Raw genomic sequence first — 20845 nt, forward strand, 5'->3', positions numbered from 1 at the left:
TGTTTCCCGCCCAGGGCTGAAGCCCGGGGTCTCCACGCTGGAAGGAGTCTTCGATGACCCGGCTGCTGCGCATGCCGGAGGTGGCCGCGAACGCCACCGAGGCCGTCCTGCAGGGGTGGGCGGTCGCGGTGGGCACCTCGTTCGCGGCCGGGGATGTGATCGCCACGATCGAGACCGACAAGGCCGTGGTCGACGTCGCGGCCGAGGCCGACGGCGTCCTGCTCCGCACGCTCGCCACCGAAGGCGCCACGGTCGCGGTCGGAACGGCGATCGCCGTCCTGGGCGATCTCGGGGCGCGGGCGGATGACGCGGATGCCCAGGGCGATCTCGGGGATCGGAGGGATGACGCGGATGTTCCAGGCGCAACGGGCGACGACCTAGACGACCTGCCCGGACCCCTTCCCACGTCACCTGCCGTCGCGCCCGCCCAGCCCGCCGACGGGTCCGGCCCTGACCGGCCCGCACGGATCTTCTCCAGTCCGCTGGCGCGGCGGCTGGCCCGGGAGGCGGGCGTACCGGTCGAGGACATCACCGGCACGGGCCCCAACGGGCGCATCATCCGGCGGGACGTCGAAGCGGCGATAGAGCGACGTGCCCCGCTCGCCCTGCCCGACACCCTTGCCACAGACGGTCGGCCGCCGGGTGTGGCCGGTCCCGCCGTCGCCCCGAGTCAGGGGGCCGAGGGCGGGGTGGTCGGCGAGGTGCCGCACTCGCGGATGCGGCGGGCCATCGCGGCGCGGCTGACCGAGAGCAAGCAGACCGCCCCCCACTTCTACGTGCGCGGCACCGCCGACGTCGGCAAGCTCCTCAAGCTCCGCCGCCGCCTCGACACGGACGCCCGGCAGCGCGTCACCATCACCGACCTGGTGCTCAAGGCCGTCGCCCACGTCCATCAGCGCGTCCCGGAGATGAACGTGGTCTGGACCCCCGAGGCGACCCGCACCTTCGGCACGGTCGACCTGGCGGTGGCGGTGGCGACCGAGCGCGGGCTGGTGACACCCGTTCTGCGCTCCGTCGAGCACCAGTCCATCACGTCGGTCGCCGCCGCCACCCGCGACCTCGCCGATCGGGCGCGGGCCGGGCGGCTGCGGCAGGACGAGTTGGAGGGCGGCGTGCTGACCGTGACGAACCTGGGCATGTACGACGTCGAGGAGTTCGCCGCGATCATCAACCCGCCCCAGTCCGCCATCCTGGCCGTCGGCGCGGTCCGTCAGGAGCCCGTAGTCCGGGCGGGCAAGGCCATGGGGGGAACGGCCAAAGGGGGAAAGATCAAGGTGGGCGAGGTCATGAGGGTGACGCTGTCCGTCGACCACCGCCCGATCGACGGGACGGTGGCCGCCGCCTGGATGAGGGAGTTCCTGGCGCTGCTCGCCGACCCCATCCATATCCTCGCGTGATGTTCCCGGAGCTGCTCACGCGCGTCGTGGCGTGATCTAGGGGCAGGTCTGGCCTCGCTCGTGTCGGTCCCAGAGCTGGACGCGGTCCGTCGCCCCGAACCGTCCAGCGGCAGCCGGGCCAGGGGCCGCCGGGGAAAACCCGGGCATGTCGGACTCTTGATCGGTCGGGGGCGCGCAAATAGGGTGTTAATCGATTCACATCGCGGAGAGTCGCCCAGTGATCGACACTCCCCATCCCAACAGTCTGCCGAGATCCTCGGCTCCAAATTCCCCATATCCCCATAGGGAATGCTAGGTTATTCGACTAACATGAGACCAACAGTGCGACAAGTGGCCGAGCTGGCGAACGTCTCGGTCGCCACCGTCTCCTACGTGCTCAGCGGCCGGGACCGTCCCGTCGCCGCCGAGACCAGGCAGCGGGTGCTCGACGCGGCCAGGCAGCTCGGCTACACCCCCAACCAGGCCGCCCGGAGCCTGCGCAAGCGCCGGACCCAGCGGGTCTGCCTGGTGCTGAGCACGTTCGGCGGAGTGCCCAGCGACGAGCGGCTGGCCACGGACCTGCACGAGATGGCCGACGCCCGCGGCTACTCCGTGGTCACGCTCGCCGTCTACTCCGAGGCCCGGGCGGGCGCCGCCGTCGACATGCTGCGCGGCGGGATCGCCGACGGCGCGCTGATCAACGTCGTCGGCGACCACCTGGCTCACGACCTGCTCGCCGGGCTCGCCGCCACCGGGCTGCCGATGGTGGTGCTGAGCAACGAGAGCGGCCTCGCGGATTGCGACCTCGTACGCACTCCGGAGGCGGAGGCGTCCGCGGAGGCGGTCGAGCACCTGCTGGCGCAGGGCAGGCGGCGCATCGCGTTCATGGCCCACCGCCACGAGCTCTACCGAGACAGGCCCGTGGGCCGGCTGCTCGGCTACACCGCGGCCCTGGACCGGCACGGCGTGGACCAGCGCATCGTCACCTCGGGAGCGGACGACCGGGTGGCGGCCTACCAGACCGCCACCGAGCTGCTGCGCTCGCCCGACCGGCCCGACGCGATCTTCGCCGCCTCCGACAGGGCGGCGATCAGCGCGATCTGGGCGGCCAGGGACCTCGGGCTCGGCGTTCCCGGCGACGTCTCCATCGTCGGCTCCGGCAACATCGACGAGGGCCTCATCAGCAACCCGCCGCTCAGCACCGTCGGCCCGCTCAGGCACGACTACACCGACGTCGTACGCCTGCTCTTCGACCGCCTCCAGGCCGAGGAGCCGCCGCCCGCCCGCGAGATCGTCCGGTCCTGGACCTTCGTGCGGCGGGGCTCGTCCTAGAAGGGAAATCCGAGATGACCTCCCCCCTCTCCCGTCGTGACCTGCTACGCCTGGCCGGGGCGGCCGCCGCCGTACCGGTGCTGTCGTCCTGTGCGGGAGCCCCGCCCGCGCGGACCGCCGCGCCCGGGACCTTCACCGTCTACTGGAACGCGGGCCACGACTACCAGGCCTACCGCAAGGTGATCGCCGAGTTCGAGCAGGCCAACAAGGTCAAGGTCAACCTGCAGAAATACCAGTGGCCCGACCTGCGGACCCGGCTGCTGGCCGACTTCGCCTCGGGCACCGTGCCCGACCTGGTCGAGGAGCCCGGCGGGTGGGTGCAGGAGTTCGCCCTGTCCGGCAACGCCCGCTCGCTGCAGGACTACGTCGACCGCGACGGCGCCGCGATGGGCTTCCCCGGCGACTGGCGGCCCGTCACCGTCGAGCGCAACTCCTACCAGGGCAAGATCTACGGCGTGCAGCTCCACCTGACCTGCAACACGCTGCTCTACAACAAGGCCATGCTCCGGAACGCCGGCCTGGAACCGCCCACCACCTGGGAGGAGTTCCTGGCCGCGGCGCGGAAGCTGACCAAGGACGGCGTGTACGGGGTCGCGCTCAACCAGGACTACACCTACGTCTGGCCCTGGCTCACACAGGCCGGCGTCACCCCCTACGACCCGAAGACCGGCGGGATCATGGAGCCGGTGGCCGACGCGGTCGAGGCGCTGCAGTTCCAGGCCGACCTCATCCACAAGCACAAGGTGGCCCCCGTGCCGGTGTCGAGCACCGACTACTCGGGCCCGCAGAAGCTGTTCTCCGCCAAGCGTGCCGCCATGATCTTCACCGGGCCCTGGGACCTCGACCCGATCGCGAAGACCAGCCCCGACATCGAGCTCGGCATCGCGCCGCCGCTGCGGCACAAGCAGCAGGCCACCCAGGCGGCCGGCGTCAGCATGTTCGTGCCCGCCAAGGCGCCCCGGCCCGACCTGTCGTGGGACTTCATCAAGCGCATCACCGACCTCAAGGTCGAGCAGGCCGCCACCAAGGAGACCGGCATGCTCATGCCGCGCGTCTCCTGGGCCGACCTGCCCGAGGTGCAGTCGAACCAGGCCATCAAGGTCTTCGCCGACGCCCTGCCCTACGCCCAGGACTCCTCCCAGCAGGTGCGCCTGACCGGCCGGCTCGGCAAGTGGGAGGACCAGCTCAAGGTCATGTACCAGCAGATCCTCATCCAGAACGAGCCGGCCGCGGACGCGCTGGCGACCTTCACGAAGGCCGCCGAGGGTTTCCTGAAATGAGGCCCCGCACCCTCGCCGGCCGGTACGCCCTGACCGCCTACCTGTTCCTCCTTCCGGCGATCCTGTTCTTCGGCGCCTTCTTCTACCTGCCGATCGGCAACGTGATGGCCACCAGCCTGCGCACCGGGCCGCAGGCCGACCAGTGGAGCGGCCTGGCCAACTTCGGCCAGGCCCTGGCCGACCCGGCGGTGCGGCACTCGTTCCTGGTCACCGCGGGTTTCGCCGTGCTCGTGGTGGCCGGGTCGCTCGTGCTCGGGCTGGCCCTGGCGCTGGCGATCGACCAGCCGCTCAGGGGGCGGGTGGTCTTCCGGGTGCTGCTGCTGGTGCCGTACCTGACGTCGGTGGCGATCGTCGGGCTGCTGTGGCGCAACATCCTCGACCCGGAGCTCGGCGTGCTGAACCGGGTGCTGGCCGCGGCCGGGTTGCCGGGGCAGCAGTGGCTCAACACCGACCCGCTGCTCACGATCGCGGCCGTCACGCTGTGGCAGAGCGTGGGCTACACGATGGTGCTGTTCCTGGCCGGGCTGCAGGGCATCCCGGAGACCTACCACGAGGCCGCCAAGATCGACGGCGCGGACGCCTGGCGCCGCTTCTGGCGGATCACGCTGCCGCTGCTGGCCCCGACCACGCTGTTCGTGTCGGTGATGGCGGTGATCTCGGGACTCCAGGCGTTCGGCCAGGCGTACATCATCACCAACGGCGGTCCCGGTGACGCCACCGACCTGTCGGTCTTCCACATCTTCAACGTGGCCTTCCGCACCAGGGACTTCGGCTACTCCTCGGCGCAGTCGGTGCTGCTGCTGGTCGTGATCGTCGCGTTCACCCTGATCCAGCTCAGGGCGGGCCGCCGCTCGGAGGTCGTCTACTGATGCGCAAGGCACTGCTCTACACGCTGCTCGTCGTGGCCTCGCTGGTGACGGTGCTGCCGCTGCTCTACATGGTGTCCCTGTCGCTGCAGACCGAGGCGGAGACGCTGTCGGGGGAGGCCGTGCTCGTGCCGGACTCGCCCCAGTGGGGCAACTACGCCGAGCTGTTCGCCCGCGCGCCGTTCGGGAGCTTCATCGTCAACAGCCTCGTCGTGGCCGGCGTGATCACGCTGGCGCACCTGGTGTTCGACCCGCTCGTCGGCTACGTCTTCGCCAAGTTCCGCTTCCCGCTGCGCAACACGCTCTTCGTGGCGCTGCTGGCCACGCTGATGGTGCCGTTCTTCGTGCGGATGATCCCGCTGTACGTGCTGATGGCCAACCTGGGATGGCTCAACACGTACCAGGGGTTGATCACGCCGTTCCTCATGGACGCGTTCGGGATCTTCCTGATGCGGCAGTTCATCCAGCCCATCCCCGACGACCTGATCAGCGCGGCCCGCATCGACGGGGCCTCCGAGCTGCGCATCTACCGGCGCGTCATCCTGCCGCAGACGCGGCCCGCGCTGGCGGTGCTCGGACTGTTCACCTTCGTCTTCCAGTGGAACGAGTTTCTCTGGCCGCTCGTCGCCACCTCGACGCCCGAGATGCGGACCATCCCGGTCGGGCTCACCCTGTTCAACCAGGAGTACTTCACACTGTGGCATCTCACGGCCGCCGGGTCGGTGATCCTCTTCGTACCCACCGCCGTGCTGTTCGTCCTCACCCAGCGATACTTCGTCCGTGGCATCGCGCTGACCGGACTCAAATAGTCACTTCGTTAGGAGATTTCCTTTTGCGCCCGAACGTGATCGTCGTCTTCACCGACCAGCAGCGGTGGGACACCGTCGGCCCTCTCACCCCTAACCTCGACAGGATGGCCAGGCACGGCACGCAGGCGACGGTGGCGATCACCCCTCAGCCGGTGTGCGCGCCCGCCCGGGCGGCGCTGCAGACGGGCCGCTATCCGACCACGACCGGCGTCCACCGCAACGGCCGCCCCCTGCCCGCCACGGAGCGCACCCTGGCCCACCACTTCGACGCGGCCGGCTACGCCACCGGCTACATCGGAAAGTGGCACCTGGCCGACACCGAGCCGGTGCCGGCGGAGCAGCGCGGCGGCTACCGGTCGTGGCTGGCCGCCAACGCGCTGGAGCACACCTCCGACGCCTACCGCACGATCGTCTACGACGAGGCGAACGACCCCGTCCTGCTGCCGGGTTACCGCTCCGACGCCCTGCTGGACGCGGCCGTGCGCTTCGTGGCCGACCACCACGACGAGCCGTTCTACCTGTTCGTGTCGCTTCTGGAGCCGCACCACCAGAACGAGGTGGACGACTATCCGGCCCCCGACGGCTACGAGGAGCGCTATCAGGGCACCTGGATGCCGCCGGACCTGGCCACTCTCGGCGGCACGGCCCACCAGCACATGGGCGGCTACCTGGGCCAGGTCAAGCGCCTGGACGAGGGGCTCGGCCGGCTGCTGGACGCGCTGCGCAGCCTGGACCTGCTGGACGACACGATCGTGGCCTACACCTCCGACCACGGCAACCACTTCAAGACCCGCAACGGCGAGTACAAGCGCTCCTGCCACGACGCCTCGCTGCGGGTGCCGCTGGCCCTGCGCGGGCCCGGCTTCGACGGCGGCGGCGCGATCTCCCGCCCGGTCAGCACCATCGACCTGCCCCCGACGCTTCTGGAGGCCGCCGGGCTGCCGGTGCCCGAGGAGATGCAGGGCCGCTCGTTCCTGCCCCTGGTCCGTGACTCCCGCGCCGACTGGCCCGAGGAGGTCTTCTTCCAGGTGAGCGAGTCCGAGGTGGGGCGCGGTATCCGCACCTCGCGCTGGAAGTACTACGCCGTCGCCGAGGACGCCCACCCGTGGGACGACCCCGCCGCCCCGCGCTACCGCGAGCAGGCCCTGTACGACCTGGAGCACGACCCGTACGAGCTGGTCAACCTGGCCGGGTTCCCCTCGCACGCCGGGGTGGCGGCCGGGCTGCGGGAGCGGCTGCTGCGCAGGATCGTGGCGGCCGGCGAGGCGGAGCCCGCCATCGACCCCGCGGCCGAACGCTCCTCCCGCGCGCAGGCGATGACCGACCCGGAGGTGCGGTTGCGGGCTCCCAAGCCGGTTCGCTTCGGTCACCAGCCTCCCCGGGATCGGTGAGCCCGGGCCGCCGATCCCGGCGGGCGGAGCGTTAGCTCTCGCTCAGCTCGCTCAACTGCTCCGGCGTCAGCGAGACGGTGGAGGCGGCCAGGTTCTCCTCCAGGTGAGAGACCGTCGAGGTGCCCGGAATCGGCAGCATCACCGGGGAGCGGGCCAGCAGCCAGGCCAGGCTGACCTGCGCGGGCGTGGCGCCGGCGGCTTCGGCGATGTGGGCCACCGGGCCGCCGGGCGCGGCCAGGGCGCCGGCCGCGATCGGGTTCCACGGGATGAAGCCGATGTCGTGCCGCTCGCAGTGCTCCAGCACGTCCTCGGAGGAGCGGTCGGTGAGGTTGTAGCGGTTTTGCACGGTCACGATCTCGGTGACGCGGCGCGCCTGCTCGATCTGCTCGACGCCGACCTCCGACAGGCCCACGGTCGCGATCTTGCCCTCGTCCTGGAGCTGCTTGAGCTCGCCGATCTGCTCGGCCAGCGGGTAGTGCGGGTCGACGCGGTGCAACTGGAGCAGGTCGATGCGCTCCACGCCCAGCCTGCGCAGGCTCATCTCGACCTCCTGCCGCAGGTAGGCGGGGTGCCCGAGGGCGACCCACCGGTTCGGTCCCGGGCGCAGGAGGCCGGCCTTGGTGCCGATCAGGAGTTGCTCCGGGTAGGGGTGCAACGCCTCGCGGATCAGCTCCTCGCTGATGTACGGGCCGTAGGAGTCGGCGGTGTCGATGAAGTCGACGCCCAGCTCGACGGCGCGCCGCAGCACCCTGATCGCCTCCGGACGGTCCGGCGGCGGCCCCCAGATGCCCGGCCCGGTGATGCGCATGGCCCCGAAGCCGAGGCGGTGCACGGTCTTGTCCCCGATGGCGAAGGTGCCGGCGGCCCGGAGCGATATGGACATGAGAAATCCCCGTTCCCGTCTCAGGTGCAGCACGTTCCAGGTCCGTGATGCGACAGATAGGGGCCATCTTCCCACCACCGGATCCATCACTACGTTTCGGGTTGTCCCTCAGCATTCCGGACCGTCGGCCGGCCCTCGGAGGTGAGGGCCGGCCGCTGTCGATGATCAGCCGAGGCCGTTCTTCATGGCCGTGATCAGCTCACCGTTGGTGGTGTCGCCGCTGAGCTCCCAGAAGAACGCGCCGCCGAGGCCCTGGTTCTTCGAGTAGCCCATCTTGCCGCCGATCGTGGCCGGCGTGTCGTAGCTCCACCACTGGTTGCCGCAGTACGCGTACGCCGTGCCGGCGACCGTACCGGTGGACGGGCAGCGGGTCTTGAGGACCTTGTAGTCCTCGATGCCCGGCTCGTACGTCCCCGGCGCCGGCCCCGACGCCGTGCCGCCCGGCGCTGACTGGGTGACCCCGGCCCAGCCGCGGCCGTAGAAGCCGATGCCGAGCAGCAGCTTGCCGGCGGGCACGCCCTTGCTCTTGAGCTTCTGGATCGCGTTGTCGGAGTAGAAGCCCGCGGTCGGGATGCCGGTGTAGGAGGTGAGCGGCGAGTGCGGGGCCGTCGGACCCTGCGGGGCGAAGGCACCGAAGTAGTCGTAGGTCATGACGTTGTACCAGTCGAGGTACTGTGCCGCGCCGCCGTAGTCGGCCGCGTCGATCTTGCCGCCGTTGTTGCCGTCCGCGGTGATGGCCGCGGTGACCAGGTAGTTGGAGCCGAAGCGGGTGCGCAGCGCCGACATGAGGTTTCTGAACGCCGCCGGGCCGCTGGAGTCACAGGTCAGGCCGCAGGCGTTCGGGTACTCCCAGTCGATGTCGATGCCGTCGAACACGTCGGCCCAGCGCGGGTCCTCGACCAGCCGGTAGCAGGACTCGGCGAAGGCCGCCGGGTTCTGCGCGGCCTGGGCGAAGCCGCCGGACCAGGTCCAGCCGCCGAAGGAGAACAGCACCTTCAGGTGCGGGTGCTTCGCCTTGAGCTTGCGCAACTGGTTGAAGCTGCCGCGCAGCGCGCCGGCGTCCCAGGTGTCGGCCACGCCGTCCACGCTCTCGCCCGCCTGGTAGAAGCGGTCGTAGTCGGCGTAGCTGTCGCCGATGGCGCACTGGCCGTTCTGGACGTTGCCGAAGGCGTAGTTGATGTGGGTCAGCTTGGCCGCCGAGCCGCTGGTGTCGATGTTCTTGACGTGGTATCCGCGCTGGTAGACGCCCCACTGCACGAAGTACCCGAGGACCTTGTTCCCGCCCCCGCCGTTGCCGCCGCCCGTCGTGGTGGCGGTGGCGGTGTTGCTGTTGGCGGAGCGGTTTCCGGCGGCGTCGCGGGCGCGGACGGTGTAGCTGTAGGTGGTGTTGGCGGTGCGGCCGGTGTCGGTGTAGGTGGTGCCGGTCACGGTGGTGATGAGGGTGCCGGCGCGGTAGATCTCGTAGCCGGTGACGGCGACGTTGTCGGTGGCGGCGTTCCAGGCCAGGGAGACGCTGCTGTTGGTGACACCTGTTGACCGGAGGTTGCCGGGTACGGACGGCGCCGTCGTGTCGGTGCCGCCGCCGGTGGCGGGCCGCCACAGGGCGGGCACGTTCGGGGGCTCCCAGCCGGGCTGGGAGGTGTGGTTCTGGACGCATTCGTACTCGACGCCGTTGTACGTGACACGGGTGCCCGCCGTGTACGCCGTCCACGGGGCCCAGGCGGCGAAGGCGGCACTGGCGGACGCCGTGGCCTGCGGTGGGGCCACGACCGCGGCGGTCAGGGGCAGGACCAACGCCGCCAGACCGGCCACGGCCTTGCTCAGGATCTTGTGTCTCATGATGCTCCGACATCCGGTTGGGGGGTGAACGTGGGGTGGGGAGCGTGGGAACTATTAGGAAAGTTTCCTTTAAATTATGAAACGACCGTAGCTTCTGCCTGTGGAGGCGTCAATACATATCCCTCAGCCCGCAAACCGGCCCGGTCAACCCGAGCGCGGCCCGCACCGAGCCTCGCCCCGCGGCACCCGCCGGCGACGGACGGAGGCGCTGCCCGGTGGCCTTCAGGCGCCCGGGCCGGTCGGTCGGGTCGCCTGTGTGGGTCGGCCACGTGGGGCGGATGAGGTCCTGGGGACTGGAGGGGTGCCAGTGGGTGGCGTGGCTGATAACGGTTGCAGAACGGACGCTGACGTGGCGGCATGCCGTGCCTCAGCATGGGGCTGTGGCAGGAATTACCGTCAGGCGACGGGCGGCTGAACGCCGGGGGCCCTATGTGGCTCGCGCGGTGGCGGAGTTGCGATCATGGCCGGCGCTGGTGGTGAGCGACACTCGGCGTGGCGTGGCCTTCGCCGTTCGCGGTACCGAGATCCTGCGGATGACCGGGGCGGACGAGGTGCAGGTGCGCCTGACCGCGCCGGCGATCGACCGCCTTGGGCCCTACCTGCGGGACTGCGGCCAGGTGCAGGCCTGCTCCGACCGTGCCTGGGTGGCCGTGCTGGTGGACGCCGAGCCCGACCTGGAGTTGCTGCTCGCACTCACCAGCGTCGCCATCAAGGCGCACGTGGCCTGAAACTTCCGCACGTGAACGTCAAGGCGCACGTACGCCCCGCCTGGCGGCCTGAAACGTCGCTGCTTTCGCGCCTGTGGGAGGCATGATCGTCCCGGGTGCGGGGCAGGCCACAAGGTGGCGACGAACCAGGGCGCGAAGGAGTGTCAGGCATGGCTGTCTTGCTGCTGGGGACCTTCGACACCAAGGGCGAGGAATACGCCCACGTCCGGGACCTGATCATCGGCACCGGACAGGAGGTCGTGCTCGTCGACGTGGGCGTCATGGGGACGCCGGCCCTGCCCGCCGATGTGGGCCCCGCGGCCGTCGCCGAGGCGGCCGGGACGAGTCTGGAAGCTCTGAGGACCGCCGCCGACCGGGGCGCCGCCCTGCACGCCATGGCGGCGGGCGCCGCGGCCGTGGCCCGGGACCTGTACGCGGCCGGCCGGGTGAGCGGCATGCTGGCCCTCGGCGGCAGCGGCGGGTCGTCCGTCGCGGCGGCGGCCATGCGGGTGCTGCCCGTGGGCCTGCCCAAGCTGCTCGTCTCGACCATGGCCGGCGGCGACGTGTCGGCCTATGTCGGGCAGAGCGACATGACGCTGATGTACAGCGTCGTGGACGTCGCCGGGATCAACTCGATCTCGCGTCAGATCCTCGGCAACGCGGCGGCCGCGATCAGCGCGATGGCCGCCGCGTACGACATCCGACGCGCCACCACCGCAGCGTCCGGTTCCCGGCGCGCCACCACCACCGCGGCGTCCGACCCCCTGAGGGCCGCCGCAGGAGACGCGACGGGGGCCGGGGCGGCGGGGGGTGGGGAGCGGCCGCTGGTTGCGGCCACCATGTTCGGGGTCACCACGCCCGCCGTGAACGTCGCGCGCGCCCGGCTGGAGGACCTCGGCTACGAGGTGCTGGTGTTCCACGCCACCGGCTCCGGCGGGCGGGCGATGGAGGCGCTGGTCGCCGGCGGCTACTTCGCGGGGGTGCTCGACCTCACCACCACCGAGCTGGCCGACGAGCTGGTCGGCGGTGTCCTGTCCGCCGGTCCCGAGCGCCTGACCGCCGCCGGCGCCGCCGGGGTGCCGCAGGTCGTCAGCCTCGGCGCGGTGGACATGGTGAACTTCGGACCGATGGACACGGTGCCCGACCGGTTCCGGGACCGCACGCTGCTGGTGCACAACCCGACCGTGACGTTGATGCGCACCACTCCTGAGGAGACCGCCGAGCTCGGCCGCGTCATCGGTGCGAAGCTGGTCGCCGCCACCGGGCCCACCGCGCTGTTCGTGCCCCGGGGGGGCGTGTCCGCCGTGGACGTGGACGGCGGGCCGTTCTGGGACCCGGTCGCCGACGCGGCCTGTTTCGACGCCGTACTGGCCGCCGTGGCGGGAAGTGACGTCGAGGTGGTGGAGAGCGAGCTCGACATCAACGCGGAGCAGTTCGCGGTGGCCGCCGCCGACCGGCTGCACGAGCTGATCCAGAAGGCTTGAGCCTCCGAGAGGCATGAGCCTCCAGGAGGCATGTGCCGCTCCATCGAAGAAGCGGCGCCCATGAGACGGGCACTGACACGGAAAGGCGCAGTATGAATCGCGATGAGGCGCTTGGCAGGCTTCGCGCCGAGCGGAAGGCCGGACGGCTGGTCATCGGGGCCGGCGCGGGCTCCGGACTGTCCGCCAAGGCGGCCGAGACCGGCGGCGTGGACCTGCTCATCATCTACAACTCCGGCCGGTTCAGGATGGCCGGGCGCGGTTCGCTCGCCGGTCTGCTCCCGTACGGGGACGCGAACGCCATCGTGGTCGAGATGGCCGGCGAGGTGCTCCCGGTCGTCAAGGACACGCCGGTGCTGGCGGGGGTGTGCGGGACGGACCCGTTCCGGCTCATGCCGCAGTTCCTGGACGAGCTGCGCAGGATGGGCTTCACCGGCGTTCAGAACTTCCCCACGGTCGGCCTGATCGACGGCGTCTTCCGGGCGAACCTGGAGGAGACCGGCATGGGCTTCGACCTTGAGATCGAGATGATCAGGCTGGCCGCCGAGCGTGACCTGCTCACCGCCCCGTACGTGTTCACCGCCGAGCAGGCCACGGCCATGGCGCGGGCGGGCGCCGACATCCTGGTGCCGCACATGGGCCTGACCACCAAGGGCAGCATCGGCGCCGTCACCGCCCTCTCCCTCGAGGAGTCGGCCACCCGGATCCAGGAGATGCACGACGCCGCCGTGGCGGTGAACCCCGACATCATCGTCCTGTGCCACGGCGGCCCCATCGCCGAGCCGGACGACGTGCGCTACATACAGGAGCGCACCTCCGGGATCGCCGGCTTCTTCGGCGCCTCCTCCATGGAACGCCTGCCCGCCGAACGCGCCATCGCCGACCAGCTCCGCGCCTTCAAACACCTGCCCGCCTGAGCGGACCCAGGACGGATGAGAACGGATCCCAGGGAGGACCACTGTCATGCACCGCGAACCTGACTCCGTGCCCACGATGCTCTTCGACTGGGGATCCATCAAATGGCACATCACGCCGGGCACCGTGCCCGGCGCCTCGTCCACGTTCGGCGAAGTGGTGATCAACCCGAACAAGGGGCACGACCGTCACCAGCATCCCTTCTCCGACGAGGTGCTCTACATCATCGAGGGGGAGGGCCGCCAGACGGTCGGCGACGAGCCGGAGTTCGCCGTCAAGGCCGGGGACGCGGTGTGGATCCCGATGGGGACGCCGCACTCCACGTTCAATACCGGGTGGCGGCCGTTGCGGATCATCGCGACGTACACGCCGGGTGGCGCCGAGGACGCGCTGCGCGACCTGCCGGACTTCGTGGAGCTGGCCCCCGGCGTGCATCCGACCTGGGCCGCGGCCGACGTCAAGCCGGAGTGATCCGAGGCCCCGGCTCGCGCTTTGATCGTTCAAGCCCGTTCTGTCGGTGAGGTCGGGTAAGTTCCCGGATCATTGATCAGCCGGCCGCGCGGGAGCGGGCAATTCCGCCTGCTCCTGCGAGCCGGCCGGGGCGGGAGGTTCTGGGGTCGTGGACGCGGACAAAACCGCGTGGGAGCAGCGCAGCCTGGTACGGGTGGTGCCACCGGTCGAGCCACGCAAGCTGGCCAAGGTGCCGTTCGTCGAGTTGGCCGACGGCCGGTTGCAGGGCGTCGTGTCGAGCGGGTCCGACATCGAGCGGGTCTACGTGTCGTCGATCGACGCCGGCAGTCACGCGTTGAGCTGCAGCACCAACAACAACCGGCCGTGCGGCGCGCTGCACGGCTACGCGTGCAAGCACATTCACCTGCTGGCCGGGGAGGCCGTCGTGCAGTACGGCCTGGACCGGGTGGCCCGCTACCTGCGGGTGGAGGTGCCCACCGGCGATGATCTGATGAGACATCTGAAGGGGAGCCCCACGCGCACGCCGGCGGCCGTGGTCTTCAGCCGGTTCCTGCGCCACCTGGCCTACCTGGAGGTGGCCGACAGCACGGAGCCGCTGGCCGAACTGCACTGGTTCCCGGCGATGGGGGCGGTGCGCTGATGCTCGACGTACAGCTTGGAGAGCTGCTCGGCGGCGAGCCCGCGGGGGTGGGCGAGGCGCTCGGACTGATCACGGGGTTCGACGGCGCGCTCGCGCTGGGCTTCGCGCGGGTCGGGGAGGAACCGGGCGCGGCGCTGGCGGCGCTGGCGGGCGGGCTCGCGGCCAGTCCGATCGGTGAGCGGCTGAGCGAGGCCGTGGACAAGGTGGCGGCGGGGTCGGTCGCTGACGAGCACCTGGCGGCGCTGGCGGGTGGCCGGGCCGCGCTGTTCGGCGCGGTCCACGACGCCCTCCTCGGCCGCCTCGACGAGGCACTGGGCCGCACGCGTTCCCCCTGGGCTCCCGCGCAAGAGGCCGCCTCGCGAAGCGGATCGAAGCAGGGCGGCCCCGCGCAGGGCGTCGCGGGCGGGGACGGCAAGGCGGAGCAGTTGCTCGGCGGGGTCCGGGTCTGGTTGCGGGAGCTGGCCATCATGGGCTGGCGCGGCGTCGAGGACGACCTGCTGTCCACCGCCGACCAGACGATCGAGGCGCTGCTCACCCAGCCCGCACTGCGCGGGCCGGCGGTGCTGCTCGACGGCCTGGCGGCGGAGCTGCGCGCCTCGTCCCCGATCGCCGCGATGGAGCACCTGCCCGCTCGCCGGTGGGCCGACCTGTGGACGCGCGCCATGCTGCTGTCCCAGCGGGGGCCGTGGCATGGCGGGGGCGCGGAGCAGGTGTCCGGGCGGCTGCTGATCCTCGGGGCGGACGTGCACGAGCACGCCACCGTCGTACGGGTGCAGGTCCACGGCCTCCTCGAACCCGCCGGCGGCGCCCCCGCCAGGCTGGTACGCACGAGCGTGGCCGCGGCCAAGGTGGACACCATCGTGGGCCCGGCCACGTGGGCGCTGCTGGGCGGCCACCCCGCACTGCTGGCCGCGCTGGCCGAGCACCGCGCCGTCGAGATCGCGGACATGCCGCTGCTGCCCGGCGGTGACCTGGTGTGGCACGACGACCGGGCCACGGCGGGCGAGGAGGCCGACCCGTTCGCGACCGCGCGGGTCCGGCTCGCCGCCGCCGTCGCGCCGTCCACCCCGCCGCTCGACCGCCATCCGGTACGCATCGCCGAGCCGGTCCTGATCGAGGGCTACAAGATCGACGGCCGGACGCTCGACCTGGGCGGCAACACGCTCACCGTCGACCTCGACCGGTTGCCGGCCGGTGGGCCGCTCACGCCCGAGCTGGTCGCGGCGTCCTCCGCGTGCCTCGGGCTGATGCGCTGGGACGGGGAGTGGTCGCTGCAGCCGCTGGCGGTGCAGGCGACGGTCAAGAAGAAGCCCGTCACGGCGCACAACGGTGACTGGGCCCTCGGCCCCACCGATCCCAAGGTGGTCAAGGCCCTGGCGAAGTCCGGCGACGCGGTCGCCGTGCTGCGCGAGCGAGCAGGACGGCTACTGCGCAAATGAGCGAATCCCCGACAAGCAACAACGAACCCCCAACGGGCAACAGCGATGCCGCCGTGGGCATGAGCGAGTCCCGGGCGGGCGTGAGCGGTTCCCTGGCGGCCAGGGACGAGTCGCGGCGGCAGGTGCTCTACTGGCGGCTGCTGTCGCGGTTGTTCGGCTCCGACGAGCAGCCCGCCCTGGAGACGGCCAGCGTGGCCGTCGTCGACGACCTCGGCCTGCCGCCCGCGCTCCTCAACCCCGGCGTGTCCGTGGACAACCTGGTGCAGCGCTTCCCCGAGCTGGGCGTCGAGCTGCAGGACCTGATGGCGGACAAGGAGCACGAGGACGGAGCCGAGGTGCGCCGCGCGGCCCTGGTCTCCAAGCTGCTGCTCAACGTGTTCGCCACCGGCTCGGGCAACGTCACCGCCACCCAGCTCGAACGCTGGAAGCAGGACGCCGCCTGGTTCGAGCGCGGCATGGGCTGCGAGCCCGGCGGGCTGCGCCACAGCCCCGGAGACGAGGATCTGGCCGCCTGGCTCGCCTCGATGGAGGGCGACCTGGTCAAGCGCATGCACCTGCGCGAGGTGCTGGCCGACCCGGCGCTGGCCAGGCAGCTCACGCCGAGCATGTCGCTCATCGAGCAGCTCCTGCGCGACAAGTCCAACCTGTCGGGCGTCGCGCTGGCCAACGCCAAGGCGCTGATCCGCAGGTACGTGGACGAGGTCGCCCAGGTGCTGCGTACGCAGGTGGAGAAGACCAGCGTGGGCGTCATCGACCGGTCGGTGCCGCCGAAGCGGGTCTTCCGCAACCTCGACGTCGAGCGCACCATCTGGAAGAACCTCACCAACTGGAGCCCCGAGGACGAGCGGCTCTACGTGGACCGGCTCTACTACAAGCAGACGGCTCACCGCACCACCCCCGCCCGCCTGATCGTGGTAGTCGATCAGTCGGGCTCGATGGTGGACTCGATGGTCAACTGCACCATCCTGGCCTCCATCTTCGCCGGGCTGCCGAAGGTGGATGTGCACCTGATCGCATACGACACCCGCGCCATCGACCTGACCCCTTGGGTGCACGACCCGTTCGAGGTGCTGCTGCGTACCAAACTCGGTGGCGGCAACGACGGGCCGGTGGCGATGGCCATGGCCCGCCCGAAGATCAGTGATCCGCGCAACACCGTGATGGTGTGGATCTCCGATTTCTACGAGTTCGACCGCTCCCAGCCGCTCTACGACGGCATCGAGGCCGTGTACCGCTCGGGGGTCAAGTTCATCCCTGTCGGCTCGGTCAACAGCTCGGGAGTCCAGAGCGTCGAACCGTGGTTCCGCAAGAAATTCAAGGACCTGGGCACCCCGGTGATCTCAGGTCACATCCACAAGCTCGTCTTCGAGCTCAAGAACTTCCTCACCTAGGAGATCCTCGAATGAGTGACGATATGCTGCGCGCCCCCGCGGAAATGAAGTACGCGGAGGAGCTCGACTGGCTGGAGTCGATCGACGACGGCCCCAAGCCGTTCTCGTGGCGGCTCAGCCCCCGCATGATCAGACTGTTCATCCTCGGCTCCGAACGCTCCGACGGGCTCGACCGCGAGATCCCGCAGAAGTGGTTCGGCGACCGCAGCTTCGTCGAGCGCAGCATCGTGACCCTGGCCTCTGACCGGGGCTTGCTGCTGATCGGCGACCCGGGCACGGGCAAGAGCTGGCTGGCCGAGCTGCTGGCCGCAGCCATCTGCCGCAACTCCACCCTCGTGGTCCAGGGCACGGCGGGCACCACGGAGGACCACATCAAATACTCCTGGAACGTCTCCATGGTCATCGCCAAGGGCCAGTCCCGCCAGTCGATGATCCCCTCGCCGATCATGACGGCGATGGAGGGCGGCGTGATCGGCCGGTTCGAGGAGCTGACCCGCTCGACGAGCGACGTGCAGGACGCGCTCATCTCGATCCTGTCGGAGAAGTACGTCTCCATCCCCGAGCTCGACGACGACAACATCGTCTTCGCCCAGCCGGGCTTCTCCATCATCGCCACCGCCAACAGCCGTGACCGGGGCGTCAACGACCTGTCCTCGGCCCTCAAGCGCCGCTTCAACTTCGTCCGCATCCCCGTGGTGACGAACAAGAAGAGCGAGGCGGAGATCGTCCGCTTCCGTACCGAGGAGCTGCTGCGCCGGCACCGCATCGAGCTGGACCTGCCGCCCACGCTGCTGGACATCCTGCTGCAGAGCTTCGCCGACCTGCGCTCGGCGGCGGGCGCGGCCACCAGCGACGACGAGAAGCTGGAGTCGGCGCTGTCCACCGCCGAGCAGATCGGCGTGCTGGAGGACGCCATCCTGCACAGCCACTTCTTCGGCGACCGCACCCTGCGTGCGCAGACGCTCGCCGGCTCGCTGGTCGGCTCGCTGGCCCGGCGGAGCCCCGAGGACCTGGCGATTCTCAACAAGTACTGGCACGGCGTGGTGGAGCCGCGCAGCAAGAAGGAGGGCGGCGACTGGCCGGAGTTCCTCGAGGGCGGCCGCGAGGCCATCGCCACGCTCTCATGATCGACCAGACGAGCCCGTTCGGCTCGCTCCGCGAGCAGCTCCTCGACGCCGCGGCGAAGTTCGCGGGCGGTCCCGTGGCCGTGTCGGAAGTGCTGTCCGGCCTGGTCGACGACGTGGATCGGGCGTTGCGCGAGGAGCTGGAGATCTTCCCGGTCTGCCACCACTCGCCGGCCTCCGCGCTGGCCATGGTACGGCGGCTGCGGGAGAAGCAGCCGAAGGTCATCTACCTGGAGCTGTGCGAGGACCTGCAGCCGCTGCTGACCGAGCTGCGCAACTGCAAGCTGCCGGTGGCGGTGCAGGCGTTCGCGACCGAACTCGACGGCTTCCCGAAGAAGTGGGCGCCGCTCAGCGTGGTGGCGCCCATCACGGAGGCGTCGGCCGAATACCAGGCCATCTCCTACGCCCTGGAAACGCCGGGCGTGGAGCTGGTGCTGGTCGACCGCTCCGCCGACCACGTCTACCAGTGGATGCCGGACGAGGAACCCTCCGGCGACAAGCCCAAGGAGCCCGAGGAGGAGGCGGGCCTGCACGGCGACGCCGTGGGCGTCGAGATCGGCGACCTGCGCCCGCGCTTCGCCGAGCTGGAGGAGCACCTGCTGCACCACGGCAAGGTGCGCCACTGGTCCGAGTGGTGGGACCAGTACGTCGAGCAGCCCCTCTCCGGCGCGGACCACGACACCTACCGCCAGGTGATGGTGCTGATCGGCAGCCTGTTCCGGCGCCTCAACCGCGACCCGGAACGGCTGGCCCTGGACGAGGACCGCGAGCGCTACATGTGGACCAGGATGCGCGAGCACCTGTCCGCCACCGGCGCCGACCCCGCCGACTGCCTGTACGTGTGCGGCGCGTTCCACGCCGCCAGCCGCGTCGAGCAGTTCGGCCTGAAGTCCACGGCCGCCTTCGAGATCACCCCGCGCACGGCCACGAAATGGCTGTACGGGCTCATCCCGTCCAGCCACTCGGCCATCGAGGCCCAGTTCGGGCTGGCCTCCGGCTCGGTGTCGATCGCGGCGGCGACCTGGGCCAAGGCGCTGACCCGCGACGGGCTGACCCCGTTCCAGCTCGCCGGGCAGAAGGGCGCGCGCAAGCGGGCGGCCAAGCTGCCCGCGCCCGTCCCCCGGGCCGAGGCGGCCGACAAACTGACCGGGTTCCTGTCCGCGCCGCCCACCCTGGACGGCCTGGACGAGGCCGAGCTGCTCGGCTGGTCCGTCGACATCGTCCGGCTGGCCCGCCGCAACGGTTACCTGGCCAGCACCGCCGACGCCATCGCGGTGTTCGAGACCTCGATCCTGCTGGCCGGCATGCGCAACCGGGCCAGGCCCACCCCGTACGACTTCCAGGACGCGGCCGTCACCTGCATCGAGAAGGACGTCGTACCGGGCCGCCGTGACGTGCGGCGGCTGTGCGAGATCCTGCTCGGCGGCGACCGGGTCGGCGAGGTCGGCTATGACGCGCTGCCTCCGCTGGCCAGGGACGTCCACGACCGGCTCGCGCCGCTCGGCCTGGACCTGGAGAAGCGGACGATCCAGCGGGCCCTGCTGGACCTGAACGCGAACCCGGAGCTGGTGCCCTGCTCAGACCTGCTGTGGAAGTTGCGTTACCTGCTGCCGTCCGACGCCGTCCGCCCCATCATGGGCGAGCGCCGGCTGGGGGAGCGCTCGATCCAGGAGAGCTGGGACCTCGCGCTGGGGCGCAACCAGCGCGCGATCATCGAGCTCGGCTACGAGGGCGTCACCATCGAGCAGGTCCTGGAGATGCGGCTGCGGCGCTCGGTGTGGGACCCGCGGGCCACCGCGGCGGTCGCGCTGGCGGCGGTCGAGGACTCCGTGCTCTACCTGGGCAGCAGGCGCTTCACCGACGAGCTCGGGGCGCGGGCGGTGGAGCTGCTCGCGGCGGAGCGCACCGTGGACGACGCGCCCGAGGTGCTGCGCAGGATCCGCCGCCTGCTGGCCTACTACCGGGCCCACGAGCCGGAGCTGCCGGCCTGGTGCGAGGCGTTCGTGACCGGTGGCTACGCGCATTACTGCACGTTGCTGCCGACGGCGTTCGTGGACGACGACACGGGCGTGCGGCAGGTGGGGGCCATGCTGGGGTTCCTGTTCACGATGGAGAGCCTGGCGCTGGCGCTGGGCTGTGACCGGGCCCAGCTTGAGCTGGCGGTGCAGCAGTCGCATCCGGAGGCGCCCGCCAAGGTGGCGCTGCTGTGGGCCGCGCGGCACCAGCTCGGGCTCCTGCCGCTGGCCGACCTGCGCGCGCGGTGCGACGAGCTGCTGGCCAACCCGCTGGTGATCCCGTCGTTCCCGCACTACATCACGGGGTTCGTCCAGGCCGTGGAGCTGGCTCCGGGGCTGTCGGGTTTCGTGGTGGAGGTGATCTCGAAGGCGTTCGGGCGGCTGCCTGACCGGGTGCTGCTGCCCTGGTTGCCGAAGCTGATCACGACGTTGCGGGATCAGGCGGGGGAGCTGATGCCGGCGCTCGTCCGCGAGGCGGGGCGCACCTTCCCCGGCTCGCTGGCGGCGCTGGACGCCTGGGCGCCGCCGTGGTCGGCGCGTCCCAAGCCGGTCCCGACGCGCCCGGTCGCGGCGGGACCGGTGACGGAGCTGCTCGCCGGGCATCCATCGGCCTGTGACGCGGTGGCCGAGCTGCTCGGCTGCGCGGGGGAGTGGCGCGCCCCCGGCGGCGCCGGGAATCGCGAGGTCAGCGCCCTGCTGGCCGGCCACCCGGAGCCGACCCTGGCGGTGGCGGCCCTGCTCGGCTGACCTCCGGCGGCCCGCTTCCCGCGAGGCGGGCCGCCACATCCGCGGAATCGCCGATCAATGAATGATCGGGAAATGGCGAATGGCATTCGGGTGACGAACTCGCCGGTCCCTTCATGTCGCCTCTCCGGGTAATCCATCA

At 70.8% G+C, this 20845-nt stretch carries 17 protein-coding genes; 15 read left to right on the forward strand and 2 right to left on the reverse strand.

Translation table 11 applies throughout. The features are described from left to right. Positions 1 to 53: 53 nt before the first annotated feature. From ABGB18_RS06985 to ABGB18_RS07010, 6 genes are all read left to right on the forward strand, one after another. Complete coding sequence (locus ABGB18_RS06985; protein ID WP_347694528.1) at positions 54 to 1397, forward strand: dihydrolipoamide acetyltransferase family protein; 1344 nt, start codon at positions 54 to 56, stop codon at positions 1395 to 1397. A 330-nt stretch (positions 1398 to 1727) separates the two neighbouring features. Continuing rightward, on the forward strand, positions 1728 to 2708 hold the full coding sequence (locus ABGB18_RS06990; RefSeq protein WP_347694529.1) for a LacI family DNA-binding transcriptional regulator: 981 nt from the start codon (positions 1728 to 1730) through the stop codon (positions 2706 to 2708). A 14-nt stretch (positions 2709 to 2722) separates the two neighbouring features. Continuing rightward, positions 2723 to 3988 (forward strand): sugar ABC transporter substrate-binding protein, encoded by a 1266-nt coding sequence (locus ABGB18_RS06995; protein ID WP_347694530.1) that lies wholly within the window; start codon positions 2723 to 2725, stop codon positions 3986 to 3988. Next, positions 3985 to 4857 carry a sugar ABC transporter permease gene (locus ABGB18_RS07000; RefSeq protein ID WP_347694531.1) on the forward strand — a complete coding sequence of 291 codons (873 nt, stop codon included), beginning with the start codon at positions 3985 to 3987 and terminating at the stop codon, positions 4855 to 4857. The genes ABGB18_RS06995 and ABGB18_RS07000 overlap by 4 nt, the downstream gene beginning before the upstream one ends. Further along, positions 4857 to 5663 carry a carbohydrate ABC transporter permease gene (locus tag ABGB18_RS07005; RefSeq protein WP_347694532.1) on the forward strand — a complete coding sequence of 269 codons (807 nt, stop codon included), beginning with the start codon at positions 4857 to 4859 and terminating at the stop codon, positions 5661 to 5663. Before ABGB18_RS07000 ends, ABGB18_RS07005 begins: the two co-directional genes overlap by 1 nt. 23 nt (positions 5664 to 5686) lie before the next feature. After that, positions 5687 to 7054, forward strand: a complete 1368-nt coding sequence (locus ABGB18_RS07010; RefSeq protein WP_347694533.1) for a sulfatase-like hydrolase/transferase — start codon at positions 5687 to 5689, stop codon at positions 7052 to 7054. Between the two features lie 31 nt (positions 7055 to 7085). Here the strand turns inward: ABGB18_RS07010 and ABGB18_RS07015 are convergent, their stop codons facing one another. After that, a complete protein-coding gene (locus ABGB18_RS07015; RefSeq protein WP_347694534.1) occupies positions 7086 to 7937 on the reverse strand; it encodes an aldo/keto reductase in 852 nt (283 codons plus the stop codon). A 165-nt stretch (positions 7938 to 8102) separates the two neighbouring features. Further along, entirely contained in the window at positions 8103 to 9776 is a 1674-nt protein-coding gene (locus tag ABGB18_RS07020; protein WP_347694535.1) for a glycosyl hydrolase family 18 protein, read from the reverse strand. A 380-nt stretch (positions 9777 to 10156) separates the two neighbouring features. Between ABGB18_RS07020 and ABGB18_RS07025 the strand changes: the two genes are divergently transcribed. From ABGB18_RS07025 to ABGB18_RS07065, 9 genes are all read left to right on the forward strand, one after another. Next, complete coding sequence (locus ABGB18_RS07025; protein WP_347694536.1) at positions 10157 to 10504, forward strand: luciferase family protein; 348 nt, start codon at positions 10157 to 10159, stop codon at positions 10502 to 10504. 149 nt (positions 10505 to 10653) lie between these two features. Beyond that, positions 10654 to 11967, forward strand: coding sequence for a Tm-1-like ATP-binding domain-containing protein (locus tag ABGB18_RS07030; RefSeq protein WP_347694537.1), 1314 nt, complete (start codon positions 10654 to 10656; stop codon positions 11965 to 11967). 92 nt (positions 11968 to 12059) lie between these two features. Further along, positions 12060 to 12881: a phosphoenolpyruvate hydrolase family protein gene (locus ABGB18_RS07035; RefSeq protein WP_347694538.1), complete on the forward strand. Its 822-nt coding sequence runs from the start codon at positions 12060 to 12062 to the stop codon at positions 12879 to 12881. A 46-nt stretch (positions 12882 to 12927) separates the two neighbouring features. After that, a complete protein-coding gene (locus ABGB18_RS07040; RefSeq protein WP_347694539.1) occupies positions 12928 to 13350 on the forward strand; it encodes a cupin domain-containing protein in 423 nt (140 codons plus the stop codon). 148 nt (positions 13351 to 13498) lie between these two features. Further along, positions 13499 to 13990 (forward strand): hypothetical protein, encoded by a 492-nt coding sequence (locus ABGB18_RS07045; RefSeq protein ID WP_347694540.1) that lies wholly within the window; start codon positions 13499 to 13501, stop codon positions 13988 to 13990. Further along, positions 13990 to 15429: a hypothetical protein gene (locus tag ABGB18_RS07050; RefSeq protein WP_347694541.1), complete on the forward strand. Its 1440-nt coding sequence runs from the start codon at positions 13990 to 13992 to the stop codon at positions 15427 to 15429. Before ABGB18_RS07045 ends, ABGB18_RS07050 begins: the two co-directional genes overlap by 1 nt. Then, positions 15426 to 16820: a VWA domain-containing protein gene (locus tag ABGB18_RS07055; protein ID WP_347694542.1), complete on the forward strand. Its 1395-nt coding sequence runs from the start codon at positions 15426 to 15428 to the stop codon at positions 16818 to 16820. Before ABGB18_RS07050 ends, ABGB18_RS07055 begins: the two co-directional genes overlap by 4 nt. Positions 16821 to 16831: 11 nt before the next feature. Beyond that, positions 16832 to 17947, forward strand: a complete 1116-nt coding sequence (locus tag ABGB18_RS07060) for an AAA family ATPase (RefSeq protein WP_347694543.1) — start codon at positions 16832 to 16834, stop codon at positions 17945 to 17947. Continuing rightward, a complete protein-coding gene (locus tag ABGB18_RS07065; protein WP_347694544.1) occupies positions 17944 to 20706 on the forward strand; it encodes a DUF5682 family protein in 2763 nt (920 codons plus the stop codon). Before ABGB18_RS07060 ends, ABGB18_RS07065 begins: the two co-directional genes overlap by 4 nt. Positions 20707 to 20845: the final 139 nt, after the last annotated feature.

Source organism: Nonomuraea sp. B12E4 (genome assembly GCF_039871825.1).
Classification (GTDB): domain Bacteria; phylum Actinomycetota; class Actinomycetes; order Streptosporangiales; family Streptosporangiaceae; genus Nonomuraea.

Excerpts from the sequence above, each read along its gene's own strand:
- ABGB18_RS07040 (WP_347694539.1), top strand. The coding sequence starts at position 12,928 with ATGCACCGCGAACCTGACTCCGTGCCCACGATGCTCTTCGACTGGGGA.
- ABGB18_RS07015 (WP_347694534.1), bottom strand. The coding sequence starts at position 7,937 with ATGTCCATATCGCTCCGGGCCGCCGGCACCTTCGCCATCGGGGACAAG.
- ABGB18_RS07000 (WP_347694531.1), top strand. The coding sequence starts at position 3,985 with ATGAGGCCCCGCACCCTCGCCGGCCGGTACGCCCTGACCGCCTACCTG.
- ABGB18_RS07060 (WP_347694543.1), top strand. The coding sequence starts at position 16,832 with ATGAGTGACGATATGCTGCGCGCCCCCGCGGAAATGAAGTACGCGGAG.
- ABGB18_RS07005 (WP_347694532.1), top strand. The coding sequence starts at position 4,857 with ATGCGCAAGGCACTGCTCTACACGCTGCTCGTCGTGGCCTCGCTGGTG.
- ABGB18_RS06985 (WP_347694528.1), top strand. The coding sequence starts at position 54 with ATGACCCGGCTGCTGCGCATGCCGGAGGTGGCCGCGAACGCCACCGAG.
- ABGB18_RS07055 (WP_347694542.1), top strand. The coding sequence starts at position 15,426 with ATGAGCGAATCCCCGACAAGCAACAACGAACCCCCAACGGGCAACAGC.
- ABGB18_RS07030 (WP_347694537.1), top strand. The coding sequence starts at position 10,654 with ATGGCTGTCTTGCTGCTGGGGACCTTCGACACCAAGGGCGAGGAATAC.
- ABGB18_RS07050 (WP_347694541.1), top strand. The coding sequence starts at position 13,990 with ATGCTCGACGTACAGCTTGGAGAGCTGCTCGGCGGCGAGCCCGCGGGG.
- ABGB18_RS06995 (WP_347694530.1), top strand. The coding sequence starts at position 2,723 with ATGACCTCCCCCCTCTCCCGTCGTGACCTGCTACGCCTGGCCGGGGCG.
- ABGB18_RS07065 (WP_347694544.1), top strand. The coding sequence starts at position 17,944 with ATGATCGACCAGACGAGCCCGTTCGGCTCGCTCCGCGAGCAGCTCCTC.
- ABGB18_RS07035 (WP_347694538.1), top strand. The coding sequence starts at position 12,060 with ATGAATCGCGATGAGGCGCTTGGCAGGCTTCGCGCCGAGCGGAAGGCC.
- ABGB18_RS07020 (WP_347694535.1), bottom strand. The coding sequence starts at position 9,776 with ATGAGACACAAGATCCTGAGCAAGGCCGTGGCCGGTCTGGCGGCGTTG.